At 35.9% G+C, this 25,544-nt stretch carries 26 protein-coding genes; 9 read left to right on the top strand and 17 right to left on the bottom strand.

Going from position 1 to position 25,544, the window contains the following annotated elements:
• Positions 1–176 precede the first annotated feature (176 nt).
• Both LG276_RS06005 and LG276_RS06000 read right to left on the bottom strand, forming a co-directional pair.
• Entirely contained in the window at positions 177–1,016 is an 840-nt protein-coding gene (locus LG276_RS06005) for a YitT family protein (RefSeq protein WP_404293840.1), read from the bottom strand.
• 250 nt (positions 1,017–1,266) lie between these two features.
• The gene (locus tag LG276_RS06000; protein ID WP_404293838.1) at positions 1,267–2,724 is read right to left on the bottom strand and encodes a SulP family inorganic anion transporter; all 1,458 of its coding nucleotides are present in this window, start codon (positions 2,722–2,724) and stop codon (positions 1,267–1,269) included.
• Positions 2,725–2,846: 122 nt separating this feature from the next.
• On the opposite strand from LG276_RS06000, the gene LG276_RS05995 reads away from it, so the two are divergent.
• Both LG276_RS05995 and LG276_RS05990 read left to right on the top strand, forming a co-directional pair.
• The gene (locus LG276_RS05995) at positions 2,847–3,455 is read left to right on the top strand and encodes a recombinase family protein (protein ID WP_404293836.1); all 609 of its coding nucleotides are present in this window, start codon (positions 2,847–2,849) and stop codon (positions 3,453–3,455) included.
• A 108-nt stretch (positions 3,456–3,563) separates the two neighbouring features.
• Positions 3,564–3,890 (top strand): hydrolase, encoded by a 327-nt coding sequence (locus LG276_RS05990; RefSeq protein ID WP_224934981.1) that lies wholly within the window; start codon positions 3,564–3,566, stop codon positions 3,888–3,890.
• Positions 3,891–3,929: 39 nt separating this feature from the next.
• Here LG276_RS05990 and LG276_RS05985 read toward each other — a convergent pair whose 3' ends face one another.
• From LG276_RS05985 to LG276_RS05975, 3 genes are read right to left on the bottom strand one after another with little or no spacing between them, the layout of a single operon-like run.
• On the bottom strand, positions 3,930–5,006 hold the full coding sequence (locus tag LG276_RS05985) for an LLM class flavin-dependent oxidoreductase (RefSeq protein ID WP_404293834.1): 1,077 nt from the start codon (positions 5,004–5,006) through the stop codon (positions 3,930–3,932).
• The gene (locus LG276_RS05980; RefSeq protein WP_404293832.1) at positions 5,006–5,950 is read right to left on the bottom strand and encodes a ring-cleaving dioxygenase; all 945 of its coding nucleotides are present in this window, start codon (positions 5,948–5,950) and stop codon (positions 5,006–5,008) included. Before LG276_RS05980 ends, LG276_RS05985 begins: the two co-directional genes overlap by 1 nt.
• A gap of 11 nt (positions 5,951–5,961) precedes the next feature.
• The gene (locus LG276_RS05975; RefSeq protein WP_224934975.1) at positions 5,962–6,405 is read right to left on the bottom strand and encodes a MarR family winged helix-turn-helix transcriptional regulator; all 444 of its coding nucleotides are present in this window, start codon (positions 6,403–6,405) and stop codon (positions 5,962–5,964) included.
• A gap of 153 nt (positions 6,406–6,558) precedes the next feature.
• On the opposite strand from LG276_RS05975, the gene LG276_RS05970 reads away from it, so the two are divergent.
• On the top strand, positions 6,559–7,446 hold the full coding sequence (locus LG276_RS05970) for a diacylglycerol/lipid kinase family protein (RefSeq protein WP_404293830.1): 888 nt from the start codon (positions 6,559–6,561) through the stop codon (positions 7,444–7,446).
• Positions 7,447–7,516: 70 nt separating this feature from the next.
• Here LG276_RS05970 and LG276_RS05965 read toward each other — a convergent pair whose 3' ends face one another.
• The gene (locus LG276_RS05965; protein ID WP_224934971.1) at positions 7,517–8,113 is read right to left on the bottom strand and encodes an isochorismatase family protein; all 597 of its coding nucleotides are present in this window, start codon (positions 8,111–8,113) and stop codon (positions 7,517–7,519) included.
• 270 nt (positions 8,114–8,383) lie between these two features.
• Between LG276_RS05965 and LG276_RS05960 the strand changes: the two genes are divergently transcribed.
• Positions 8,384–8,545 (top strand): hypothetical protein, encoded by a 162-nt coding sequence (locus LG276_RS05960; protein ID WP_224934970.1) that lies wholly within the window; start codon positions 8,384–8,386, stop codon positions 8,543–8,545.
• A 393-nt stretch (positions 8,546–8,938) separates the two neighbouring features.
• Here the strand turns inward: LG276_RS05960 and LG276_RS05955 are convergent, their stop codons facing one another.
• The 4 genes from LG276_RS05955 to LG276_RS05940 form a co-directional block, all read right to left on the bottom strand.
• On the bottom strand, positions 8,939–10,153 hold the full coding sequence (locus tag LG276_RS05955; RefSeq protein ID WP_224934968.1) for a Bcr/CflA family efflux MFS transporter: 1,215 nt from the start codon (positions 10,151–10,153) through the stop codon (positions 8,939–8,941).
• Complete coding sequence (locus tag LG276_RS05950; protein WP_224934966.1) at positions 10,143–10,850, bottom strand: YjjG family noncanonical pyrimidine nucleotidase; 708 nt, start codon at positions 10,848–10,850, stop codon at positions 10,143–10,145. Before LG276_RS05950 ends, LG276_RS05955 begins: the two co-directional genes overlap by 11 nt.
• Positions 10,851–10,870: 20 nt before the next feature.
• Positions 10,871–11,557, bottom strand: coding sequence for a Crp/Fnr family transcriptional regulator (locus LG276_RS05945; protein WP_224935721.1), 687 nt, complete (start codon positions 11,555–11,557; stop codon positions 10,871–10,873).
• A gap of 210 nt (positions 11,558–11,767) precedes the next feature.
• Positions 11,768–12,667 (bottom strand): NAD(P)/FAD-dependent oxidoreductase, encoded by a 900-nt coding sequence (locus LG276_RS05940; RefSeq protein WP_224934964.1) that lies wholly within the window; start codon positions 12,665–12,667, stop codon positions 11,768–11,770.
• A gap of 417 nt (positions 12,668–13,084) precedes the next feature.
• Between LG276_RS05940 and LG276_RS05935 the strand changes: the two genes are divergently transcribed.
• Together LG276_RS05935 and LG276_RS05930 are read left to right on the top strand one after the other, a co-directional pair.
• Entirely contained in the window at positions 13,085–15,049 is a 1,965-nt protein-coding gene (locus tag LG276_RS05935; protein ID WP_404293825.1) for a bifunctional 2',3'-cyclic-nucleotide 2'-phosphodiesterase/3'-nucleotidase, read from the top strand.
• A 91-nt stretch (positions 15,050–15,140) separates the two neighbouring features.
• The gene (locus tag LG276_RS05930) at positions 15,141–16,193 is read left to right on the top strand and encodes an ATP-binding protein (RefSeq protein ID WP_251162885.1); all 1,053 of its coding nucleotides are present in this window, start codon (positions 15,141–15,143) and stop codon (positions 16,191–16,193) included.
• A 37-nt stretch (positions 16,194–16,230) separates the two neighbouring features.
• On the opposite strand, the gene LG276_RS05925 is transcribed toward LG276_RS05930, so the two are convergent.
• The 5 genes from LG276_RS05925 to LG276_RS05905 all read right to left on the bottom strand — a co-directional run bounded on the left by LG276_RS05925 (position 16,231) and on the right by LG276_RS05905 (position 19,788).
• Complete coding sequence (locus tag LG276_RS05925; RefSeq protein WP_224934958.1) at positions 16,231–16,527, bottom strand: MazG-like family protein; 297 nt, start codon at positions 16,525–16,527, stop codon at positions 16,231–16,233.
• A 241-nt stretch (positions 16,528–16,768) separates the two neighbouring features.
• Positions 16,769–17,020 (bottom strand): tetratricopeptide repeat protein, encoded by a 252-nt coding sequence (locus LG276_RS05920; RefSeq protein ID WP_404293822.1) that lies wholly within the window; start codon positions 17,018–17,020, stop codon positions 16,769–16,771.
• A gap of 83 nt (positions 17,021–17,103) precedes the next feature.
• Positions 17,104–17,877: a methyltransferase domain-containing protein gene (locus tag LG276_RS05915; protein ID WP_224934954.1), complete on the bottom strand. Its 774-nt coding sequence runs from the start codon at positions 17,875–17,877 to the stop codon at positions 17,104–17,106.
• 119 nt (positions 17,878–17,996) lie between these two features.
• Entirely contained in the window at positions 17,997–18,629 is a 633-nt protein-coding gene (locus LG276_RS05910) for a class I SAM-dependent methyltransferase (RefSeq protein ID WP_404293819.1), read from the bottom strand.
• Between the two features lie 397 nt (positions 18,630–19,026).
• Complete coding sequence (locus LG276_RS05905) at positions 19,027–19,788, bottom strand: SDR family oxidoreductase (protein ID WP_404293816.1); 762 nt, start codon at positions 19,786–19,788, stop codon at positions 19,027–19,029.
• 189 nt (positions 19,789–19,977) lie between these two features.
• Between LG276_RS05905 and LG276_RS05900 the strand changes: the two genes are divergently transcribed.
• Positions 19,978–20,583, top strand: coding sequence for a TetR/AcrR family transcriptional regulator (locus LG276_RS05900; protein WP_224934948.1), 606 nt, complete (start codon positions 19,978–19,980; stop codon positions 20,581–20,583).
• An 871-nt stretch (positions 20,584–21,454) separates the two neighbouring features.
• On the opposite strand, the gene cyoE is transcribed toward LG276_RS05900, so the two are convergent.
• Positions 21,455–22,375 (bottom strand): heme o synthase, encoded by a 921-nt coding sequence (gene cyoE / locus LG276_RS05895; protein ID WP_251162883.1) that lies wholly within the window; start codon positions 22,373–22,375, stop codon positions 21,455–21,457.
• 232 nt (positions 22,376–22,607) lie between these two features.
• On the opposite strand from cyoE, the gene LG276_RS05890 reads away from it, so the two are divergent.
• Both LG276_RS05890 and LG276_RS05885 read left to right on the top strand, forming a co-directional pair.
• The gene (locus LG276_RS05890; protein ID WP_191815185.1) at positions 22,608–22,799 is read left to right on the top strand and encodes a hypothetical protein; all 192 of its coding nucleotides are present in this window, start codon (positions 22,608–22,610) and stop codon (positions 22,797–22,799) included.
• Positions 22,800–22,822: 23 nt separating this feature from the next.
• On the top strand, positions 22,823–24,010 hold the full coding sequence (locus LG276_RS05885) for a hypothetical protein (RefSeq protein ID WP_404293813.1): 1,188 nt from the start codon (positions 22,823–22,825) through the stop codon (positions 24,008–24,010).
• Positions 24,011–24,387: 377 nt separating this feature from the next.
• On the opposite strand, the gene LG276_RS05880 is transcribed toward LG276_RS05885, so the two are convergent.
• Positions 24,388–25,503: an NAD(P)/FAD-dependent oxidoreductase gene (locus tag LG276_RS05880; RefSeq protein WP_404293810.1), complete on the bottom strand. Its 1,116-nt coding sequence runs from the start codon at positions 25,501–25,503 to the stop codon at positions 24,388–24,390.
• Positions 25,504–25,544: the final 41 nt, after the last annotated feature.

The raw sequence follows: 25,544 nt of genomic DNA, 5'->3' as shown, positions 1-25,544 counted from the left end.
TCTGCTGTTTTTCAACAAGTCTGACTTCCTAACTTCTTTTAAGCCACTTGAGGTAACTACGCTTCTCCAATGAGCGGCGGTCTCTCCTTTTTTGAAAATCACATTCTAAATAGTTACACTCTAATACTTCAAACTTTTACATTTCCAAAAGAAAAAGCCAGCTCATCGCCGGCTTCTCATCCTTTTGACATATCTCCAAACCCCTCACCAAACACATCGCGTACATCATGTATGGCAACGAAGGCTGTGTGATCCGTTGCTAAAACAATTTTTTTCAATTTCATAATTTCTTGTTTACTAATGACAATATATAGTACTTCCTTTGCTTGCTTTGTATAATATCCTCTTCCGTTCATTACTGTTACTCCACGGTCGAGTTTTTGATTGATTTGTTGGGCAATCGTGTCTGACTCTTTTGATATAATTGTGACAGCCTTTTTAGGATTTAATCCTTCAATAATGAGCTCCATCACTTTTGTACCGACATATAACATAATGAGTGTAATCATTACTTTCTCTGCACCAATAATGAAATAAGAACTTAAGACAACAAGAATATCAAAAAATAATAAGCTATAACTAATACTCCATCCTAAAAACTTATTTGTCATCTTCGCAAGAATGGTTGTTCCAGCTGTAGTACCACCAACACGAATAATTAATCCAATGCCAACTCCAGAGAATATTCCTCCAAAAATGGCATTAACTAATATCTCATTCGAATCAATGTTCCACCCTTCAGTTAAATGTAAGGAAAGAGAAAGCGAAATAACAGCAATAATCGTATATATAACGGTTTGTTTCGTTAAAAATTTATAACCTGCAATCAATAAAATGGCATTTAATATGAAACTCACTAATCCTGGAGACCATTCAAAAAGATAATAGAATATAATTGTCAATCCAGTAACTCCGCCTTCACTAAGTTCACTCGGGATGACAAACAGATTAATAGCTAATGCAAAAAGAACCGCACCAAAGACAATGACTATACTATCCCATATATATTTTTTCATGGCTTCTATCCTCCATCATTCAATTCGCTCTCCATTTGAGGCACCACTGCATTTTATCATGGGGTGATTAGTGACGACAATAGATTTTAGAAATAATGAATGAAAATCATTCATTAAAAAAGAATTATGAATTATCTTTTAACTCAAAGGTAAGGGAAAAAAACTTATCATTACTTTCTACAATTAAAAAGTTGCGAGTGCCGAGCATCTCGCAACTTTTTTACACATCTTAAATGATGATATCGTTTACCTAACTCTTTTGTATCTCATGTTGACTGACAGCTAATCGCTTAACTAGTTGTTCACTATCATCGTTTAAACCTCGAACTCTAACGGAATTTCCGTTTTCTTTGAGCTTCAAGATCGCTTTATCCAACGCACCAACACCTGAATCATCCCATATATGAGCTTGAGTGAAATCCAATACAATCGTCTCTTTTTTTACGTCAAAATCTATTTTTTCTAAAAAAGCATCAACAGAGACAAAGAATATTTGCCCTTGAACCTGATAATTTGTTAAACAATTTGTGTGGTCGATTGTCTTTGTTATTTTTACCTTTGATATTTTCGCTGCGAAGCATATAGCACTTAATATGACACCAGCAATAACACCTTTAGATAAGTCATGTGTGTACACAACGATCCCGACTGTAACTAACATCACTAACGAATCAGATAATGGTGCCTTTTTCAAATAAGCAAAAGAAGACCAATCAAAGGTACCTATAGAGACCATAACCATAATACCTACTAACACAGGCATTGGAATCTGGACAACGACTCCTCCTAACACAAGGATCAAAAACATTAATACAAGTCCAGCTACAAGTGTTGATAGACGTCCTCGACCACCCGACTTTACATTGATAACGGATTGTCCAATCATTGCACAACCTGCCATTCCCCCAAAGAATCCCGTTACAAAGTTAGCAATCCCTTGCCCTCTTGCTTCTTTATTCTTATCTCCAACAGTATCAGTCATATCGTCTACAATTTGAGTAGTTAATAATGACTCGAGCAACCCAACAATTGCCAAAGCAACAGAAAAGGGGAGTATAATCATCAACGTTTCTAAATTAAATGGGACATTCGGTAGGAAGAAGCTTGGTAATGTTTGTGAAATCGCTCCTAAATCCCCGACCGTTTTCATATCAGCTTGAAAAAAAATAGCGGCTGCTGAAAGGAAAACAATCGCAATGAGTGGAGCCGGTATGACCTTGATAAACCTTGGTACAATATAAATAATTAAAAGAGTAATAGCTAAAAAGATGAAAGTCATATAAGACTCTCCTAAAATATGAGGCACCTGTGCCATAAAAATGAGAATGGCAAGTGCATTAACAAACCCCATCATGACAGCTCTCGGGATAAATTTCATTACCTTAGCTATTTTAAATACACCAAATAAAAATTGAATGACTCCAGTTAAAATAGTTGCAGCAAGTAAATAATTCAAACCGTATTCTTTTACTAGAGGAACCATTAAGAGTGCCATTGCTCCCGTTGCTGCAGATATCATTCCGGGTCTCCCACCTGTAAAAGAGATAATAATAGCAATACAAACAGATGCATATAACCCTACCATCGGATCAACACCAGCTATAATAGAAAAGGCGATTGCCTCTGGGATAAGTGCGAGTGCAACTACAATGCCTGATAAAATATCTCCTTTAATATTTGAAAACCACTGTTCTTTCCATGTGATCAATCCTAAACACCTCATTCACGTCTTTTTTTTAGGCAATGAGAAGATTTTAACACAAAAAGTTTCATAAAGGAACGTTTTTGGGATTAATTATGTCATATCAAGAAATTTTCAGGTGATGTGATATGATATCTTTAATTACGTATGCAACTATTAGTTCTTATTTCATTTTAAGAAGAAAAGGAGCAATGATTATGTTTGCAGGATATTTACGACCTCTACATGATTTAGATATAGATGAGCAATATACCTACTTAAAAGATTGCGATATATACTTTCAAGAAGCACATACCTCACCAAAAAGAAGAAATAAATTAAAGGATTTATTAAACCATTTGCAAAAAGGTGATACAGTGATTGTCGCTAGACTGAACGTATTGGCTGACTCCACGAATCATCTCGCTGAATTATTAAATGAGTTAGATGAGCGAAAAATCTTTTTCCAAGCAATACATGAAGAAATCGATACAAGTGATGAAACGGGTAAGCATTTCTTACCCATGTTAAATAAGCTTATTTCCTTTCAAAGTGACGTAATCAGTGAAAATACCAGAAGAGGATTAACAAAAGCAAAAGAACAAGGAAAATCGAGTGGTAGACCAAAAAAGCCTGATGAGAATGTTAAAAAAGCGATCGAAATGTATCAAACAAAAAATTTCACTTTATTAGAAATTAAAGAACAAACAGGGATCAGTAAATCTACATTATACCGATATTTAGAACAATTAAGTTAAAAACAACTGATTCAATGGCATACTAATAAAAATAGTTATTTAATAATTTGTTTATCTACGAGTCCAACAGGGAATACCATGACTATCCGAGAAAAAGGAGAGGTTTAAATGGACGGTAATAGAGAAGCTTACTATATCAACCTTGAAAACGGTACAATACTTGACACAATGGATGGTCATGATTGGCAGTTTAGAGTATATGCAACAGGTGCTGAAATTGCTGAGCTAAACCGCTTTTTAGATGAGAACTATAATGCCGAGTTAAAAACCTTTGCTAGAGCTCAAGTTCCTTTTCTTGAGTATCATAAAAAATCGCCTAACCCTGAATATGATCAAATTTTGATGCGTCTTTATGAGATGATTTATCAATTAGGTGATCAAGAGGCAAAAAATCATATAAAAGAGATGAATATTATCGATACTGAAAAGATATAAAAAGAAGCCACCTTCAATAGGGTGGCTTCTTTGCTTCTATTAAATTTCGGAAGACTTCTCTTCTCTTGTATATTTCTTCACTGCTGGAATAATGTCATTCCCAATAATCTCTATATTTTTCATTACATCGGCGAAAGGTACTCCACCAAAATCGATTTGTGCTAAAAACCTTTGCATCCCAAATAATTCAAATTGATAGAGAATTTTCTCAATAATTTGTTGCTTACTCCCAACCATTAAAGCATCCCTTACATCGGGCGCTTGTGTGAATTGCTGAATAGGGTAACCCCCTCCACCTCTAATCGCTTGAAAGCCACCATTTAGATAAGGATACATTCCTTCGAGCGCTTCTCGAGTTGTATCTGCAACATAAAATAAACTCGTAGTTGCAATTGGATATTGGTTGGCTTGGAATCCATTCTCCTCTAACGTCTGGCGATAAGCATCTACAGATATTTTGAAATTATCTGCTGGACCACCTAAGGTTGTTAATACCATTGGAATGCCCATTTTACCTGATTTAACGGCACTAGCTGGTGGACCGCCAACACCTCTCCAAATAGGAAGTGAACCATTCAGAGGCCGTGGAAGCACTTCAGCATTATCTAATGGCGCACGAAATCTTCCCGACCATGTCACCCTTTCTTCCTCATTCAGTTGCTTTAATAAAGCCAACTTTTCCTCAAAGATATCTTCATAATGAGCCAAGTCTATACCCAATAATTGATAAGCTCCTACTCTAGAACCTCGACCCGCGACAATTTCAGCACGGCCACCTGAAAGCAAGTCAATTGTAGCAAAATCCTCATATACCCTAACAGGATCAGATACACTTAATACTGTTGCTGAACTTGATAATTTTATTTTTTTCGTTGCCTGGGCAATCGCACCAAGTACAACGGTATGTGCTTGAGTTGTAAAATAAGTTTGATGGCTCTCACCTAGGCCAAATACATCAATACCTGCTTCTTCAGCTAATTGACTTGCCTCGATGATTTCATTTAGTCTCTTTTGCGCGGATATTCGTTTGCCTGTTTTAGCATTAGGAATGTGATCACCCAATGAGTACAAGCCGAACTCCAGACCATTCTCTTTATTTATCCGGTATTTTTCCATTATTCATTCTCCTCTATAGGTTTAAGCATCTTTTCTATTTCTTCTCGGCGTTCTTCGAGGAATGGCGGAAGATCTAAAGTTTCTCCTAAATGCACGAGATCGGTATCAATTGTGAACCCGGGACCATCTGTCGCAATTTCAAAAAGGATACCATTAGATTCTCTAAAGTATAGGCTTTTAAAATAATAGCGATCGATAATACCATTTGTTAAAAAACCTTTTTCTCTTACTTTACTTTCCCAATATTTCAGTTCCTCTTCGTCTTTTACTCGGATTGCTAAATGATGAACACTGCCTCGTCCTGGTCTCTCATCTGGTCCATCTTTTTCAATCACCACAATTTCACCGAACGGTTCTCCTGCTAATGATTGATAGACCGTTAATTTTTCTTCTCGATAAGAAATAGAGTAGCCAAACATATTCACTAGCGTGTCCTGTAACTTCTCGGGTCTTCTCACAGTCATTTCAACTGGGCCCATGCCCATAATTTGATGCTCCTTAGGGATAAGTGATTGAGACCAACCTCTCCAAAATGACAGGCTTTGCTCAGAGACAATAAGCACTAATTGCAAGCCATCGGGATCTTCAAATGATAGACTGGGGCGGTGCGTATATTCTGTAATTTCTCCATGTTTTACTTTTAATTGCTTAAAACGTTCAGACCAAAACAGTAAACTCTCATAGGATGGAACAAGTAATCCAATGCGGGTAATACTATTTGTTCCTTTATGGGTTCTACCTGCCATCGGTATTTCAAAAAATGTTAATTCTGTGCCTGGACTTCCGATTTCATCTCCGAAAAACAGATGATACATAGAGGGATCATCCTGATTTACAGTCATCTTAACCCGTCTTAAACCAAGTATATTCTTATAAAAGTGATTATTTTTATTCGCATCCTTTGTAATCATAGATGTATGATGATGACCTGCAATGTACGTCATTTAATCCTCTCCTATATAATGGATTTTTTCTTCTGATCACTATTTTTTTGTAGTTTTGATAATAACTGATAAAGAATCTTCTGCTCATCCTGTGAGAGTGATTCATCAAAAAAGGAAGTTTGAAAATGTAATTGGGCCTCATATGCAGCAGCTAGTTTAGTCTTCCCTTTTGCTGTGAGAGAAATTTTTTTCGTTTTCCATTTTACTGCTTTTATAATCAATCCTTCTTTTTCTAGTTTTGAAAGCATTCTAGATACCCCCCCTTGGCTTACCGTTAATTTATCAGCTAGCTCTTGTTGGGTAATGGGTTCGTAAGCTGCTATCTGTGTAAGAACATCAAACTGGGAAGCAGTTAATTGATATTTTTTTAAAAACTCATTAGATAATAAGTTACTTTGATGTGTAAATCTAGCTATCCTCATCCATAATAAAGACCCTAAAGTATGCTTTTTCATTTTTAAAGTCACCTCGTTATATTTATCACTTTACCACTCAATTGATTTATCTTCAAGTAAAATATCTCGAATTAATAATATATTTTTTTCAAATTCATGCTACATTTACAAATAAAACGGGAAGTATGTACTTATGAAAGGGGGAATGGAATCATGAATACTGTAGCGATTATTTTAAATCCTAATGCAGGGAACAAGAAATTATTAAATCAAATCGAAGAAATTGAAACAGAATTAAAAGAAACTTTTACAAATGTGAAAATATATCAAACAAAACAGGAGGGTGATGGCGCTAAATACGTGGAAAAACTTGCGTCTTCAGTGGATTTAATTATCGGCGCTGGCGGAGATGGAACAATCTTTGAACTAGTCAATGCATTAGCACCATTGCCAGTGAGACCACCATTTGCTATCTTACCTGGAGGCACATGTAATGATTTTTCAAGAACCATTGGCATAAATCAAGAACCAAGATTAGCCGCCAAACAGATTAAAGAAAAAAAGATAAAACAAATAGATATCGGTACTTTTAATCATCAATACTTTTTGAACTTCTGGGGAATTGGCTTAATTTCAAAAGTATCAGAGCAAATGGATAATAATAGTAAAAGACTTGGTAAAATGTCTTACTATATCCAAGCGTCTAAGCTTATTTTTCAAAACGAAGTCTTCCATTTAAAAATCGAAAGTGATCATTGCACCTATGATGATGATGCTGTCATGGTCGTAATAGGAAATGGCTCTTATTTAGGTGGGATGCAATCCTTCTTTCCTCAAGCAAATATCCAAGATGGCTTACTTGATGTGTTAATTATTAAACAAGCGAGTATGCAAAATTTTTGGACGTGGCTCCAATCACAAGTAAATGACGATTATCCAGATAAAAATAATGATGAAATCGTCTATTTTCGTACAAAATCATTAAAGATAGAAGCACAACCAATTCAAAAAATTGATTGTGATGGAGAATTAATTGACGAAACACCCTCTACAATTTCTATCTTACCTCAACATTTGACAATGTTAGTCGGTGATGTTTGACTAGGAGAGTCTGCTCAACATATATTTAGGAGGGCAGACTCTCTTGTCAACTTCAGTAAGGATAAGTTTCTTACTTGGGTTGCTCTAACTCAACTGCCCACTCTTTCCGGTATTCATTGTGAGGTGGGATAAAGACCGCTTCATGACTACCCCTTACGACTGAAAAATGATCAACATTATAGTGACCATGAAGGGTTTGATTATGGTGAGCAATGATTTTCTCAGCAGGTAAAACGGTTGAATCAATTGTCGAGTGTCCATCTTTGATTAAAGTAACATCGAAACCATTAACAGTTGCATATCGAACAGCTGTATCAATACAATACTCCGTTTGACATCCTGCAATAATTAGATGTTGAACACTCCTCTCTTTTAAGTAATTTAATAAACCAGTTTCGTAAAAAGCATTCGTCGCAAGTTTATTAAACATTTTTTCAGAAGATTTTTTAGGTACCTTAATTAAATGATGTACTTGAAAGCCAGCTCCACTTCCACCGCCAACATCTAGATCTCTTACAAATATAACGTCAATATCATTTTTTTCCGCTTGTTCAATTAATATATTTATTGTAGTAATCAGCTGCTCTTTTTGATAGACCGGCTTTTGACCGTTTTCCCCCTCAATTAAAGCTTCTTGTGCATCAATTATTAATAAAACTTGATTCACTTCTACATCTTCCTCTCTATTATTACTTAAACTATACTCATTCCTGCTCTTATTGAAATACTCCTTCTTTGCTTAAAGAAAAAATGAAAAATTAAATGAAGTTCTCTTTCGTCACTACCAATCAGGAAATTTGCACTGTATCTAGGAAAAAAATATAGGTATAATAATAAAGGTGGCAATAATGTAATGTATATAATAGACTGCCATGCATATAATAATAGAAAGAAGGGACAACCTCTATTATTTTTCATTAAAAAGGAGTTTTCACATATGCTTGATTCAATAGAAAGACAATTGATGGAAAGAGAATTGCATTTTTTGCAAGATATGAAAAAACATATAACTAACCCCCAAGATCCAAGAAATCATATTATCGATGAACATATCTCTCTTTTGCAAGAAGTGATCGATACTGATCAAGTTGTCGAGTAAATGTGGTGGTTTCCCAATGTCAAAAAAACTTTCTAGCATTCATAATCTTTTAAAAACTTTTCCTTTTATTGCTTGAGCGAGCCATTTATTTGATCCATAGATGTTTCTATGATAAGGAAAACTTCTAATTTCCTATGCCCCAAACCTACTTAACTCCTCCATTACCTACCCACTTGATACCTTTCGTAACTGTTGATTAATCAATACAAGCTCAATCAGTACAGATTTTTCATGACTTTTTAATTAGGTGCAAAAATTTTTAGTAAAAAGCGTTCCCCTCCTTATTCTTCCTATCATTTGCCCATAAAGAAACTGCACCTCCATTTGTTAGATTGTTTTCTAACAATTGAGATGCAGTCCAATTTGTTCAGATGAATGATTCATCCTATGCTTCTACACATTTATTTGTGGCTTTTCCTCACGATTGGCAAAAGTGAAAAAGAGGGTAAAACCAATAAAGGATGTAACGAACAAAATAGCTCCCATCGGTATAGCTGTTGATTCATTCAACCCTACTAATGGAGAAACCGTCGCTCCTACCACAAGAGGAAGCATTCCTAAAATGGCACTTGCACTGCCTGCTCGATGTCCTTGGAATTCCATTGCTAATGTAAACGAACTTGTCAAAACCATTCCCATTGAGAGCATATAAATAAAGATTGGAATGACGATTAATGCAAGCGGTCCTTTTATAATCGTCATCAAAAGTAAGAATAATGTCGACGATGCAGCAACTGTGACTGCTATTTTTAACAATTTTTTCTCTGTCACTTTTCCGCCTAAACGACCTACGATGGAGCTCCCAGTTATAATTGCAAGTCCATTTATGCCAAATAGAATACTAAATACTTGCGGTGAGACACCATAAATCCCTTGATAAACAAACGGCGTACCTGAAACATATGCAAAACTTCCTCCATGAACAAATCCAACGATTAAAGCATAGCTAATAAAAGAACGGTCTGTACTCAACTCTGCCATTGTCCGAAACGTGGATCTTAAAGAGCTTGGTCTACGCTTCTCTACAGGTAAGGATTCCTTAAGTTTTAAAAATACAATTAGAAAAATGATTAACCCTATGATTCCTAAGCTTATAAATATCCAATGCCAACTCGCAGAAGGAAAAAGCAAAATGCCTCCCCCTGCAATGGGAGCGACTAACGGAGCAACCGCATTAATGACCATCAATAACGCAAAAAATTTCGTTAGTTCTCTTCCACTAAATGTGTCTCTTACAACCGCTCTCGATAAGACAACTCCCGCAGAGGCAGTAGCTCCTTGCAAAAATCTTGCAATAACAAGGGTTGTAATATTAGGGGCAACCGCACATAAAAAAGAGGCACCAGCAAAAAGTAGAATAGAAATTAAAAGTGGTTTTCTCCTTCCTTTTGCGTCACTAATCGGACCAATCACCAATTGTCCAACAGCCAAACCAATTAAACAAGCCGTTAAACTCAATTGGACCATAGAAGCCGATGTCTCTAAGTCCGAAGCAATGCTCGGAAAGCTTGGTAAATACATATCTATATTTAATGGTCCTAATGTCGCTAGCATCCCTAAAAGTAATGCTAGTATCAATCGTTCTTTCCCTTTTGGATTATGAGTCAATGCACTCCCTCCTTTCTAATATAGGTAAGAGCTCAACTAGCTTATTGATTTCATATGTGGGTGTAATGTCTGTATCATTAGCTACTTTTGCAACATTCATCCAACAGGCATCCATTCCCGCAGCAAGACCACCTTTTATATCAGCTACTAAAGAATCACCAATGATGAGTGCTTTTCCACAATTAAACTGATCTATACGCTGGAAACAATAATCGAAGTATGCTTTCATAGGCTTATGAAAACCAGTTTCTTCTGAGATAAAGATATTTTTAAAATAAGGAAACAACCCGGAATCACGTAACCTGCGATTTTGCGTTTGCGCTACACCATTCGTCATAATAAAAAGTTCATATTGCGTCGATAGTTGTTGAATAAGCGAGAGCGCACCATCTAATTGTTCATGTCCTTCGGATAAGAAATTGCGGTAACTCCGTTCCATTGTTAAGCCGTCTACTTGCTTTCCATAAAGTCGGAAGAACTCGGTAAATCTCGTGTTTAAAAGTTCCTCTTTGCCAATCTCTCCCCGTTCATGCGCATGCCATAACCCTTTATTAAACCGGTGATAATCCCCTTTTAACTCATCAGTTAATACGATATTTTCTTGTTCAAACAAACGCTCTAATGCTCTTTTTTCCGTATGTCTAAAATCTAATAATGTGTCGTCCACATCAAAAAATAAATATTGATACTTTTTCATATATAGCCTCTCCTGTTGTTTCATTCATATAGGGACGAACCAGCCATTTCCTTCAGGCCCTCCCAATCTTTAATCTGAATCCATTTGTCTTTTCTTTCAATTAAACCAAGTTCACTAAACTGTTGAATCACTCGATTTAAGTGGCGATAACTCGTTCCAATGAGATTAGCCGTATCTTTTAAATTTTTTGTACTATGCATACCCGTTACTAATGAGTGTTCCTCATCAAATGAATGCGATAATAAATAGCTAGCTAGTCTGACTTCTACTGGATAAAGCACATTCAATTTTAAAAAATTTGACTTTGCATTAAATTTATCCGTAATAACCTTTAGCAAAAACATGAGAAACGGTGAATATTGTTCGCAATGTTTACGGAGAAATTTATAAGGGATTTTTATAACTGTTACTGAGGATACCGCTTCAACCGTATTGATAATATCAATGTTTTGGATATATTCAATATCCCCGATCAACTCAATCGGTGTTTGAAATGAAAGTACAAGTGTTTTTCCTTCCATAGATGTCGTAAATACTTTTGCTTTCCCTTTTACTACGATGTACAATGCCTTCGCCTGTTCTCCTTGTCTACAAAGCTGCTCTCCCTTTTCTACAGTATGCAAGCTCAGATGAGGATACAGCCTTTCCGGTAACACCTTGTGCAGATTATATTTATCCATATAAAACTGAACGTCCACTCGACTCATGTCCAACACCCATCTCCTCTTCATTCCTTTTCTTATTTAAAGATAACAAACATTTTTTGAAAAGGACATATGTCCCAATCATTCGTACTTTAATAAAAAAATAACAATGAAGAATGTAAGGAATTGATTATTTTTTATGAAGAAAATTGTGGGAGGATGTGAAAGGGGGAACAAACAATAACCTACAAAAAACGTGAGCCAAATGAAATTCTATTTAAAATCCTCATTTGCCAAATCACCTGAAACGGTTATAGCCGTACGCGAACCATCGCCAACAGCAATCGCTACTTGAGAAGGAGATATAAATGCAGCGTCACCAGTCGCATACACACCAAATATAGTCGTCCGATTATGAATATCACGAACTACTCTACCATTTACATCTTTCTTGCAGCCTAATCCATATAAAATGGTGCCATTATGTTCCCATCTTGGACTGACAAAAAGGGAATCAACCCTTTCAGTTCTACCATTTGTAAAGAGAATAGCAGAAAGACTTCCTGCTTCTCCAACTAATTCCTTAATCGGAAAATCTATGATAAGGATTTGTTTACTTTGTAACTGATCCCTTGTTCTACTATCTATCGGAAAACCATTGGTACATACTACTATGTGTTTAGTTATTTGGTGAATAAGTTTGATCAAATGAAGCGAACCAAGATGATCGTATAAAACAGCAATTTTCTTCTCTCTCAACTCCCAACCATCACAATAAAAACAATTATGCACACTTTTTCCATACAAGGGGGTTAATCCTTTAATTTGGGGTAGTCTTTCTCTAATTCCGGTTGAAACGATGATTTTTCTTCCTTCGAATACTTCTTTATCTAACGTCACTATAACGAAAGATTGGTCATTTTTCCTTGCATGGATTACTTCATGATTTTTTATTGTAACAGAAGGGTAATGCATGATTTCCTCATAAGCTGTCTGTCTAAACTGTTCTACTTCTATGCCATCACGTGTCAAAAAACCATGTGAATAGGTGGTAAATCGGTTCCTCGGACGATGATGATCAAGTATCAGTACAGTTCTATTTGCTCGACCTAATACTAAAGCTGCGCTTAACCCCGCCGGACCACCGCCTATAATGATACAATCATACATCATGCTCGTCCAACCCCCTTATATATCATTCAGTAAAAGCTACTTTACCATCCTATGCAACGGCATTTTAAAATATCCTCTCCTTTTACTTAGAATCATATTTTGCATTCGGACATCGTTAATATCAATAACTAAACTTAATTCCATCAAAAAAATCTAAGTAATCGTGATGATGCAATGAAAAAGAAATGAAGAAAACATTTGAACTATTTTTTTGGAAATACTCACGATAAAAGTCCCCCATTATACAAGAATTCTTGTTCTTCCTTGTTATTCTAAGGAAATTCTTCAACAAAAACCCTTCTTTTCTCCTCTATCAAAAAAAATAGAAAATAGTTACTATTATGTTGAAAAATAGATTATTTATTAGATGGTTCCGAGCGAAGGTTAAAAAATGAATACAGAGGAGTTGTGTCGATTTTGATAAGGAAAATTACTTTTTTATGTCTTACTATTATCCTCGTTATTTCTTCTTTACCAAGAATTTATCATGCAGAGGCAGCAGAAACGAATCATTTTCCAAGTCCTTTTAAAAGCAAAGTAGATATTCGCTTATTGGGGACGACTGATATCCACACCCACCTTTCCAAATACGATTATTATCAAGACAAAGAAGTGGAGGATTTCGGACTGGCAAAAACAGCCACATTAATTAAAGAAGCAAGGGCAGAGGAGAGTAATAGCTTTCTTTTCGATAATGGTGATCTGATTCAAGGGAATCCTCTTGGGGATTATAAAGCTAAAATCAATCCAATCAAACCGGGAGAATTACATCCGGTATTCCAAGCTATGAAGCTTCTAGATTATGATGCTGCTACTGTAGGGAATCATGAATTTAATTATGGATTATCATTTTTAAATGAAACATTAAATGATGCCCCCTTCCCTTATGTAAATAGCAATGTCTATCACGTAAAAAAAGGGAAAGGGAAGGAAAAACAGTATTTCCAGCCATACAAAATCATTAGAAAAATAGTAAGAGATGAGAGGGGATTTCCTCACTTATTAAATATCGGTGTAACTGGTGTAGTGACACCACAAATAACTGAATGGGATAGAGCGAATTTAGAAGGGAAAGTCTATACGAAAGATATCGTCCAATCTGTTAAAGAAACCATTCCTAAAATGAAAAGAGCGGGTGCTGATCTAGTTATTGTCCTTGCCCATTCTGGAATGGGAACGGAAAATTATACAGAGATGGATGAAGATGCTACATATGCGCTAACAAAGGTAAAAGGAATCGATGCTATTATTTCTGGTCATAACCATAAGCTCTTTCCAGGAGACTTTTCAGACTTACCGGGAGTTAATGAAGAGAAAGGGACAATTAATGGTGTACCAGTTGTCATGCCTGGTAACTGGGGTAATCATTTAGGTGTCATTGATTTATCGCTTACCACTTCCTTTGGACATTGGAAAGTAAACAATGTCCAGTCAGAATTGCGAAGCGTTTATAATGCAGAAAGCGAAACCAATACAATTTCCGATCCAGATATACTTGATGCCATCCAACTTTCTCATGAACAAACGTTAGAATATGTGAGGCAACCTGTTGGCAATACGACTGCTAATATTCATAGTTACTTTGCATTAATAAAAGATGATCCCTCCATTCAAATTGTTACAAATGCACAGAAATGGTATTTAGAAAAACAACTAGCAGGTACACCAGAAGAAGATACTCCAATTTTATCTGCTGGAGCTCCTTTTAAAGCTGGTGGACGTAATGGAGCAAATTATTATACTTATATACCTGAAGGAACGATAGCGATTAAAAATGTCGCTGATTTATATTTATATCCAAACACGGTTGCAGCCATTAAAGTCACCGGCGCTGATATAAAAGAATGGTTAGAAATGTCTGCTGGTCAGTTTAATCAAATCTTACCTGGTGAGGAACAAACACAACCTTTAATAAATGAGCAATTTCCAACATATAACTTTGATGTCATAGACGGAGTCACTTATGAAATTGATGTAACAGAGCCTGCCAAATATGATACTGAAGGAAAGTTAATCAATGAAAATGCGAATAGAATCAAAGGATTAAGCTATAATGGTTCACCGATTAATCTTGAGCAAAACTTCATTGTAGCGACTAATAATTATCGCGCAAGTGGGCAGTTCCCAGGTGTAAGGAACCAACAATCAGTTACTATGTATCCAGATGAAAACAGACAAGTAATCATTGATTACATTCTTGAGCAAGGCACTATCGATCCTACGGCAGATAATAACTGGACATTCACGTCTGTTTTAAATACACCAAACATTCAATTTGAGTCGTCCATAGAGGCTAAAGATTTACTTAATGAAAATAGCCCCATTCAATATATTGGGCCAAGTAATAATGGATTTGGTCTATACTCCATCACAATAGAATAGAGAAGTATTGTTTTTATAAAGAGGCTTCGAGCAAACCTCTTAGCCTCTTTATTAAACTAACAATCATTTGAGAGGAGTGAGTTTACATCAGATGACTACGACCAAGAACTTTTCTATCTTACCCGAAGAGAATCGATTAAATAATATGCACCTCCACCAGATACTCCTAAATATTTCTGATGGCTGCTATTATTTAAACAAGGATATGCAACTTTTATTTGTTAATCGTTCAGCAGAAAATATGTTTAATATCGTAAAAGACGAAATACTAGGCAGAAATATTAGTGAGGCTATTCCAGATTTATGTAGGAAAGTATGTAAACAATTATATCAATCATACAAGAAGCAAAAAGGGATTAGCTTTGACCTTTCATATGCAAATACTAATTATTTTAAAGTGAAAACAATACCCGATACAAAAGGTCTTCTAGTTATTATGCAGGATATAACAGAGACGAAGAAAGAAAATGAAAGAAGAGCTTACTATGAAAAATTACGGTTAATTGGGGAAATGGCAGCTGGTGTAGCCCATGAAGTACGTAATCCATTAACAACTGTGAAAGGCTTTCTTCAGTTAGTAGAAAAAAATGAAGATTTACTAAAATACCAAGAAATTTTTCTATTAATGATTAATGAAATTGATCGTGTCAATTCCATTATTAGTGAGTTTCTAGATATGGCCAAGAATAAGCCTAGTCGAAAAGAGAAGGAACATCTCAACGAAATTATTCAATCTATCTACCCATTGCTAGAGACGAGAGCCATTAAAGAAAATAAAAAAATCCATCTTCAGCTGCACCCTTTACCACTATTAAATTTAGATCAAAACGAAATCCGTCAGTTAATCATTAATATGGTAAATAATTCTTTAGATGCAATGAATGCGAAAGCATCTATACATATCCGTACATACTTAGATCGTGGTCAAGTCGTATTATCTATAACAGACGAAGGTGCAGGAATTGCCCCTGAAGTAATGAACAAGATTTCTACCCCCTTTTTCACAACAAAAGAAAAGGGAACTGGTCTTGGGTTAGCTATCTCGTTTGCCATTGCCAAAAGAAACAATGCTAATATTGATTTTACTACAGACTCTTCTGGGACAACCTTTTCCATTCGTTTCACGATTCAAGATCATTACTAATTATTCAAAGGGGTTGATTTTCATTCAACCACTTTTTTTATTCCCAAGTTCTGCTGCGATTAATTTCACTCTTTTGTACAAAGGCTTTCTCTAAATCTATATCTAATTTATTCGCTAGCTCGCACACATTCCATACTACATCATATAGCTCTAAACCTAGGCGTTCTTTCACCACTTCCTTATCCTCTTCCCATGAAAGTGATAATACTTCCTTTGCCACTTCACCTACCTCCGTCATTAGAAAGAGTGCACGAGCCTCCACGCTGTTTTTATCAAAGCCTTTTTTCTTACTAAATTGTCCAACCTCTTTTTGTAACTCTGCTATATTAATCATTCGACGCTTACCTACTCCCATGTTTTATTCAATTGCTCGCGATAAAAATGAATTGCTTTTTGATAAGCAGAAACTGATTCATCCCTTGAAGTATTAGCCAATAATCTCAACAAATGATTCATCGCTAATTCATGTTCCTCTAAGTTATATAAAGTCATCGCTAAAAATGTTACTAGTGCACCGTTATGGGGAAATTGATTGATTCCTTCCTCTAATATTGCTTTAGATTTTTCATATTCTCCTAAGTTCTAAGTGTACTTCCTAAACCAATATAAGCCCCTTCCAATCCGTCTTTTAATCCCTTTTGAATGGCCTTTTCATAAAGGGGCACAGCCTTTCTTTCTTCACCGAGCAAGTCGTAACTCCAAGCACTTTGATATAAAAGGTTTGCATCATCGGGGAAAGATTCCAACATCTTTAAAAATCGCTGATTAGATAATAACCATTGACCTTCTTTTCTTAACCTTAGCGCTTCTATTATCTCTTCTTGCATACTTGCCTCCTCCCTTCATTTATACACGAGGCAGAATGTATAAATAAATCCAGGGATTATGATGTATGTCCCCAGCTTCACTTCTATTTTAATTTACCGACAATCACTTCAAGGTCAATCGTGATTTCATTAAGATCACCTTCAACAAATAACCTCTTCGTATTTTCTTGTCCACTCCATGTGAGGGGTGTCATCTTCACAAGTTGTTTCTTCTCCTCACCACTAAGTTCAACAGTGTAATGCAAACTTTTTTGACTGATAACATGAAAATGTTCTTTAAACAGTTGTAGTATCTCTTGATTATCATAGTGATTATTTTTCGATAACACACTTCTTAACTCAAATAAATAATTAGGTCGAGGCACAACTTTAATTACGATGCCACCCTTTCGTAACACCCTTTTAAACTCCTGATAATTAGAAGGTGATAGAATATTTAATAGCACATCTACAGAATGGTCCGTGAAAGGTAGATTCGCCAAATCCCCAACAAGCCATATCCACTCATCATCATTGCCAGCTGCCATTTTAACTGCTTCTTTAGCAATATCTAAACCGACTCCTACATACTTTTGCTCAGTTACATTTAGCTTTTCTAAGATCATATGTAAATGCGAGCCTTCACCGCAACCAGCATCAGCAATCATCTGTCCTGGACTAAGCTCCTTTATATGCGAAATGATTAATTGTTGTAACGGATTGTATAGTTTTGTTTTTGTGATGATTTGTTTTCTTGCTTCAAATAACTCCTTATCATAATGACTGTTTACTTTATGAGTTAAGACGTTGATATAGCCCTGCTTTGTAATATCAAAACTATGACGATGGCTACAGATTAGTCGACTATTGTCTTCCACCTTCAAATCTCCCTTACAAATAGGACATCTTAATGGTGAATGCAAACGTGTTATTTGCTCAATTCTCTTCTGCTTTTTATTCATGGTTCATTCCTTTCTCACTTTAGTGGGTCATATAGTTAACGTCGAACGAATAATACGCCTCCACAATGAGAGATTTGCTTATAATCTACTTTAAACTTTAATGCTACTAATTCTTCCTTTATTTCCTCATAGACGGTATAAAATTCACTATGATCCCAATCCTCATAACTTCTGTTTTTACATTGATCATGCGCACTTCTTGTTTCAAAGGCAATATCTCCAATAATAATTGACCCTCCTTCATGCAACGAAAAGGATAGCTGTTGAATCCATTCAATTTTTTTTCTATCTGTTACATGATGAAGTGCATAGGTAGAGATAATGGCATGAAATTTTTCCTTCTCAAATTCGAATGGAAGACCTTCTTCCATATTTCTTTGAAAAAGATAAGCGTTTGGCATTTTTTCCTTTGCAATGGCTATCATTTCTTTTGAGAAATCAATTCCATAGATGCTATGACCGTCATCGTACAATCGCTTTGTTAAGGTCCCCGTGCCAAACCCTACATCTAAAATGGTTGATGACGGGTGATGTCCTGCCATATGATATACAAGATTAATTACGGCTTGATAACCAGCAAAAGGATAAGCCTCTTTTCCCTCAGATAATTTTACGGATTGATCATACTCCTTCGCCCATTCATCGAACCCTCTATGATTTAATACCAATTAAACATCCCCCCGTACCTCTATTTTTTTATCACCTGCACATTGTTCTATTTAATAATTACTTCCTGTTTCATCTCGAACACTTCTCTCCATTTTGATTATATTTAGTTTATCACAAGCAATGGGAGCATTGGGATGCCGTATGATGAAATTGCTTTCATTGTTGTAGTTTAGGTGGAAACTTTGATTCCCTTTCATCTAAAGGCGGCTGTAAAACAAACACGTTTTAAGTCATAATCAGTTCATATACCATTAAAAGAGAATCACTCAATAAGAACCTAAAAAAAATATCACAGGAACCAAGAGATTGAGATAATTTATCAATAAAAAAACCCAAACAAGTTGAGTTTGGGTTTCATTTACATATGGAATTATAACTGCAAGTATAAATAGTATATTAAAATGCTGCTGTCCAACCAGCGTCAGCTGTAATGACCGTACCATTCACGAAGCTCGATTCATCAGAAGCTAAAAATAAAGCCACTTTCGCAATTTCTTCCGGTGTTCCGACACGTGGCATCACCGCTGATGCTAGTTGCGTACGGCTCATACCAAATTCATTCGGTTGTTTTAATGCAGTCCCAATATTTGTAGCCACCCCACCAGGAGCAATAGCATTACAACGGATTCCTTCTTTTGCATACATAAAACCAGTGTTTTTTGTTAAGCCAACAACTGCATGCTTAGATGCTCCATATGCTGCCCCAGCATGCGCACCGTTTAAACCGCCTGTTGAAGCTGTGTTTACAATCACGCCTTTTCCTTTTTCAAGGAAAATCGGGATAGCTTTGCGCATAGCTCGCATCACACCTTTTGTATTGATATCAAAGATAAGATCCCATTTTTCATCTGTAATGTCTCCTACAGGTTCCATTGCATCCATAATACCTGCATTATTCACTAAGATATCTAATGTACCGTATTCTTCTACAGCAGCATCAATCATCCCTTCAACTTCATCTAATTTAGCAATATTTACTCCAAGAGCTAGTGCTTGTCCACCACTCGTTTTAATAGTTTCAACAACCGCTTCTACACCTGCTTTATTTAAGTCGACAGCAACCACTTTTGCACCTTCTTTTGCATATAACTCAGCAATTGCTTTTCCCATACCAGATGCCGCACCTGTTACAATGGCTACTTGATCTTTTAGTTTCATAGAAAATTACCCCTTTCATTTATGCACCTTCATTAAAGCGCTATCAAAATAGTTTGTACTCTTTCAGTTTAATCTTCTATAATTTAAGTAACAATATGCAAAACAGATAGCATTTGTTCAAAAATAAATACATTGGGTATCACTTGTATATTAATAAAAGTTAATCAACAAAGGGAAGGTGAATTGTTGATGAAAAATGATCGAAGAATTCATAAATCTAAAAAAGGGCTAAAAGATGCTCTTATTACTTTAATGGCTGAAAAAGAGTTTGAAAAAATCACAGTGACTGACCTTGTACAAAAAGCGGATTTAAATCGAGGCACCTTTTATAAGCATTTTCAGACGAAAGAAGAATTACTAGAAGAATTAACCAACGATATATTTGATGACCTTATTCGGAGCTATCGCGAACCATATATCGGCATTGGAAAATTACATATTGAAGATTTAACAACATCAAGTGTAAAGATTTTTGAACATGTATATCAATACGGAAGTTTCTATTCAGTAATGATACATTCTCACGCACTCTCTGGATTTCAAGATAAGATTATTTCCGTTTTAACACAGCTTTCCTATGATGAAATTGGCTTTGATCACATCCCAAATGCCATTAATCATGAATTATTAACAAACTATCATGTATATGGCCTATATGGACTTATTATTTCCTGGGTAAAAGGAGGTTTTAAATATAGTCCGACGCATATGACCGAACAATTGATAGAAATGCTGAATTATACCTCTAAGCTGCCAATCGTTAATATTAAACAAAAGGAAGCAAGAAAACCTTAAAAACATTAGGAAGGCAGGGCGCTACTTTTCTTATGCCATTAACCATGTATTAATGAATAAAATTCAATTTGCTCACGAGAAGGATCCGGTAGCATCTGATCTACTTAATGGTTAAAGTAAATAACTCGGCGACTTGACACTGCTTTTAGTCGCCTCCTCGTCAGGTATCCAATCAAATTTTTCTCCCGCCATGGATTTTTGACGCGTTTGTTAACTTTTCCTATCAAATCTTACCCTCGCCACGGATTTTTGACGCGTTTCTTACCTTTTCCTATCAAATCTTACCCTCGCCACGGATTTTTGACGCGTTTCTTACCTTTTCCTATCAATTTTTACGCTCGTCACGAATTTCTGACGCGTTTCTTGCCTTTTCCTATCAAATCTTACCCTCGCCAAGAGTTTTTGACGCGTATCTTACCTTTTCCTATCAATTTTTATCCTCACCACGTATTTTTGACGCGTTTCTTGCCTTTTCCTATCAAATCTTACCCTCGCCACAGATTTTTGACGCGTTTCTTACCTTTTCCTATCAAATTTTACCCTCGCCACGAATTTTTGACGCGTTTCTTGCCTTTTCCTATCAAATCTTACCCTCGCCACGTATTTTTGACGCGTTTCTTACCTTTTCCTATCAATTTTTACCCTCACCACGTATTTTTGACGCGTTTCTTACCTTTTCCTATCAATTTTTACCCTCGCCACGGATTTTTGATGCGATGCGTTACCCCCTATTCTGATCACCATCACATGCACTAAAAGCGAACTGGCAAGAACGAACATCGAACTGTCCACTGCCCAACTTGCTCACCAAATAAAAAAACTCGAACACTGTATTGTTCGAGTTCAAATGATGCTAAGATCGCATACTTAATTACTTCAAATTAAAAATAATCCCAACTAAAGAATAAATAATCACAGTTGAAAAAAGGACTGTCATATGGATAAGTGAATAGGCGAATAAAGCGTTTGCCCATTTCTTCGGATCCATCTTCTTATAACCATAGATACTAAGAATTAACCAACCAATACCAAGTAACAATGATACGAGTGTTAACCCTGGGCTTAATGGCCAAAATAAAAAGCTTGTTAAAATTAACAAAACAAGATAGACATTTGTTTGTAAATAGGTGCGACGTATTCCTTTTACAACAGGTAACATCGGTACATTTGCCGCTTTATAGTCATCATGTTTACGAATGGCAATCGCATAAAAATGTGGCATTTGCCAAATAACTTGAATGACGAATAGACCTAATATTGCCGGGTGTAAAATATCTGGATGAATAGCAGCCCACCCAATTAAAGGAGGCATCGCTCCCGAGATACTCCCAACTTCCGTATTATAAATGGTTCTTCTTTTTGTCCACATAGTATAAGGTACAACATAAAAAAACCAACCTAAAAAACCGAGCAATCCTGCTAGCGGAGTTGCTAATGATAACAAAATAATACCTACTAATCCCATCACTGTCGCTAAAATTAACACTGATTTAGTAGTGATATCTCCTGTTACTGTAGGTCTAGTCTTCGTACGCTCCATAATAGAGTCAATATCTCTATCATAAATATTATTAAAAGCACCGGCAGAGCCGATAATAAAAATAGAACCAAATAAGGCAAATAATATTTCTGGTATCTTGTCTAAAATACCATAATCATACGTATATAAGGCGAGCGTTAACCCTGCGAACATCGGAAACAAATTGGATTTAATAATCCCTGTTTTAATGGTAGCAGCTAGAATTTTTGTAATTGGTTGACGCTTTTCAAGTTGCTGCATTGAATTATTCATGCTAATACCTTTCTCCATAACAAGAGGAACTTTCCCTTCCATAAGAAATTTCAATTATATTGTAACACTAAAAAAGTATTTATAACTTTTTAAGTAAACCTTTTCACAATATCTTCAAAAAGAAGTGACAATTTATAGCTATAAAAATACAACCTCTTCCATTATAATCATAAGAAAGACATTTGACTAGATACCCCTTGATGATTGAAAAGTATGAGAAAAGGAGGACCTCATGACTGTATTATACGGCATTATAATCTTTTTACTCATTGCTGCTATTGTTGGTACTTTATTATTGACAAGTCGCAGTGATGACAATTACCGATCTTCTACAAAGAAAAACAGTAGAAACCTTTCACTTATATATATTATCCTGATTATCCTATCTATTATTGCACTAGGTTTATATATTATCATTTACTAATACTTCTGATGAAGGAGATGATTATGATTAACCAACAATTAACTGAAGTGACTACCATTCATACAATACTCCCAAACTATTGGCCACATTTTATCGCTTCACCTTATGCCTATTATAATCATGAATCTGTTTATTTATATCAGCATCCTCAATTTAATGGTCAAGAAGTCATTCTCCCATGGAACAATCAATTTACGGGCTCTACCTCAATAATTTTCGAAAATGAAGCAACAGCCGTTGTCGACATAAATAATCTTAATAAAGAGGAAGTATACGCCACCCTTATTCATGAGCTTTTTCATTGCCATCAATATCATATGAAAGAAAAGCGTTTTCCCAATGAATTAGTAGGGATTGCTTATCCTCTTGATAGAGAAAATATTCAATGGAGAATCCAAGAAAGAGAGTGTCTTAACCGCGCATTAAGTATTAAGAATATCAATAAACAAAGAGAAGCGATTCAAGCCTTCATATATTGGAGAGAAAAAAGAAAAGAGCAGTACAATGAGTTGGTTCAGTATGAAGGCCATATTGAAACAATTGAAGGACCGGCGTTTTTTATCGAATTCCTTGCATATAAAGATATCGTCAATCAAACAGATGAACTGGTACTTGAGCGTTATTTAAAGTCATTAACAGACTACTCTATTATGACAAATAGTATAAGACATAGTTGCTATCCCTCAGGTTTAGCTATCTGTTTATTACTTGAGAAATTCTCTCCAAAATGGAAAGAAGAATTATTTGAACATCAACTAACTATTTATGAAATCTTACAAAAAGAATTTGAACCAATAGCTAGAGCACCAAAGAAAATGCATCTGGCATATTCCTTAGACAATCTTATTCGGGAAGCTGAAATGAATAAAGAAATTGAAATTAGCAGTTTTAAAAAAACAAATGGGTTGCTTCTTACATTGATAGGCAAAGGCCGGATTCAACAATTTGATCCTATGAATATCATACAATCGCATAAAAACTTCCTTCATAAAAACGGTATGACCATACGTCTTCAAGAGCAGTCCATATATTTTTCACAACCTGTATTAGCCTTAACAGAAAATGGATTAAACGATGTGTTACAGCTACAATTTGTCATTGATCATCCTCCGGAACAGACAATAGATGGCATTTTTATAGAAGGGATTGGCCATTTTTTGGGAGAGATCAAGCAAGTGGGTAATAACATCCAAATCATATTAAGTAATTAACCTATGAATCAATATCGAACAAATTTTGTGGAATTTTCTTCCCCTTATCCCCTATCATCTTTAGCGCGTTTTTCCTTAGCGAATGACGCCTAATTCTTTTTCCGCTCGGATTCCATCCTCTTTTTAGGCAATTCTCCCGTTTACTTTTTCTTCTTAAGCTACACATACCATAAGTTTTATATTTTCACGCAATCAATTTCCACTTACAATGAACGGCAGATTACATGGAGATTATTTCAAGCGAAAATTCTACTCTTCCGTCCACTCCATTTTCACTTCTATAACTTGACCTTTTATCTCTTTTTTATAAATCACAAACCTCATCCTTTCCAAAAATAATTGCCTTGGTAACAATGACCAAGGCAAAACATCATTCATTATCTTAAGGGGTCATAAGGAGTAAGATCAAATGGTAAAGTATGATTCAAAGCGATTTCACTAGCTACTACGCCTATGTAAGGACCCATTGTTATCCCTGACGGCCCCAAGCCTGTTGCTATAGTGACATTAGGATGTCCTTCCAGTTTTCCTAATAACGGAAGGGTGTCGGGTCCCATTGGTCTAAAACCTACACGCATCTCGGAAATTGAACTATTTTCTAATGATGCCGCCATCTCCAGTCCTGCTTCAATCACTTCTTTCACTCCTCCAGCTGTCAATCGATAGTCAAATCCTGCCCCCGTTTCTCTCGTTGCACCTACAACGATTCTTTGATCATCAAAGGCAAGCATATAGTAACTAGAATCCGGTATAACAACTGGCCAGTCTGAAGTAATATGTTCCTTCACACCGAAATGGATAATTTGTCCACGTTGCGGTTTAATAGCAATAGAATAATGAAGGGGTGAAAGCAACTCATTTGTCCATGCGCCAGTCGTTACAATGATCTGATCACACGCATATAATTCCCCATTTACCTCTACCCCGACTACATGCCCATTCTTTAGAGTAAGACTTGCTTTGCCTTCTATAAATTGAGCCCCATGTATGGAAGAGGCTCTGTGCATCGCTTGACAAAGTAAATGTGCATCTACCCTAGCTCCCCCACTCACATAAAGTGCTTGATACTCTCTATTCAATAGTGGGAATAAACCTCGTGCTTCCTCCCCTGATAAGCGCTTAATATCTCCTACCTCAGGCGTACCTGCAGCCCGTTTGCTCATTGCCTCCGCTTGAAATTGTTTTATTACCTCATCCTCTTTGCTTATCGCCAGTGCACCAACCTGTTTATATCCGATATCCCATTCACCATCATGTTCCAATTCTTTAATGAGCTCTCCATAATACAAAGCTCCCCTTCGAGCCAATGTATACCAATCTGGATGTTTATGATGAGTAATCCATGGACAAACAATGCCAGCTCCTGCAGCAGATGCCCTACCTTCATGGTTCGCATCAATTACTGTAACATCGATGCCGTTTCTACTTAAATGATAAGCAGCACTCGCTCCAACTATGCCTGATCCGATAATGATCACCTTAATTGTTAACATCTCCTTATTATCAAACTGTGATATTTGCCGTTTTTTGATGA

Source organism: Cytobacillus kochii (genome assembly GCF_044790165.1).
GTDB lineage: Bacteria > Bacillota > Bacilli > Bacillales > Cytobacillaceae > Cytobacillus > Cytobacillus kochii.
The sequence above is the reverse complement of the archived record's forward strand: the minus strand, read 5'-3'. Positions and strand labels throughout refer to the sequence as shown.

Bases quoted from the DNA above. Each gene is read 5' to 3' on its own strand.
- LG276_RS05925 (WP_224934958.1), bottom strand. From the start codon at position 16,527: ATGATTAATATAGCAGAGTTACAAAAAGAGGTTGGACAATTTAGTAAG.
- LG276_RS06005 (WP_404293840.1), bottom strand. From the start codon at position 1,016: ATGAAAAAATATATATGGGATAGTATAGTCATTGTCTTTGGTGCGGTT.
- LG276_RS05975 (WP_224934975.1), bottom strand. From the start codon at position 6,405: ATGAAAAAGCATACTTTAGGGTCTTTATTATGGATGAGGATAGCTAGA.
- LG276_RS05930 (WP_251162885.1), top strand. From the start codon at position 15,141: ATGACTACGACCAAGAACTTTTCTATCTTACCCGAAGAGAATCGATTA.
- LG276_RS05995 (WP_404293836.1), top strand. From the start codon at position 2,847: ATGATATCTTTAATTACGTATGCAACTATTAGTTCTTATTTCATTTTA.
- LG276_RS05905 (WP_404293816.1), bottom strand. From the start codon at position 19,788: ATGAAACTAAAAGATCAAGTAGCCATTGTAACAGGTGCGGCATCTGGT.
- LG276_RS05900 (WP_224934948.1), top strand. From the start codon at position 19,978: ATGAAAAATGATCGAAGAATTCATAAATCTAAAAAAGGGCTAAAAGAT.
- LG276_RS05885 (WP_404293813.1), top strand. From the start codon at position 22,823: ATGATTAACCAACAATTAACTGAAGTGACTACCATTCATACAATACTC.
- LG276_RS05985 (WP_404293834.1), bottom strand. From the start codon at position 5,006: ATGGAAAAATACCGGATAAATAAAGAGAATGGTCTGGAGTTCGGCTTG.
- LG276_RS05945 (WP_224935721.1), bottom strand. From the start codon at position 11,557: ATGAGTCGAGTGGACGTTCAGTTTTATATGGATAAATATAATCTGCAC.
- LG276_RS05980 (WP_404293832.1), bottom strand. From the start codon at position 5,950: ATGACGTACATTGCAGGTCATCATCATACATCTATGATTACAAAGGAT.
- LG276_RS05960 (WP_224934970.1), top strand. From the start codon at position 8,384: ATGCTTGATTCAATAGAAAGACAATTGATGGAAAGAGAATTGCATTTT.
- LG276_RS05990 (WP_224934981.1), top strand. From the start codon at position 3,564: ATGGACGGTAATAGAGAAGCTTACTATATCAACCTTGAAAACGGTACA.
- cyoE (WP_251162883.1), bottom strand. From the start codon at position 22,375: ATGAATAATTCAATGCAGCAACTTGAAAAGCGTCAACCAATTACAAAA.
- LG276_RS05940 (WP_224934964.1), bottom strand. From the start codon at position 12,667: ATGATGTATGATTGTATCATTATAGGCGGTGGTCCGGCGGGGTTAAGC.
- LG276_RS05880 (WP_404293810.1), bottom strand. From the start codon at position 25,503: ATGTTAACAATTAAGGTGATCATTATCGGATCAGGCATAGTTGGAGCG.
- LG276_RS05950 (WP_224934966.1), bottom strand. From the start codon at position 10,850: ATGAAAAAGTATCAATATTTATTTTTTGATGTGGACGACACATTATTA.
- LG276_RS05970 (WP_404293830.1), top strand. From the start codon at position 6,559: ATGAATACTGTAGCGATTATTTTAAATCCTAATGCAGGGAACAAGAAA.
- LG276_RS05920 (WP_404293822.1), bottom strand. From the start codon at position 17,020: ATGCAAGAAGAGATAATAGAAGCGCTAAGGTTAAGAAAAGAAGGTCAA.
- LG276_RS05890 (WP_191815185.1), top strand. From the start codon at position 22,608: ATGACTGTATTATACGGCATTATAATCTTTTTACTCATTGCTGCTATT.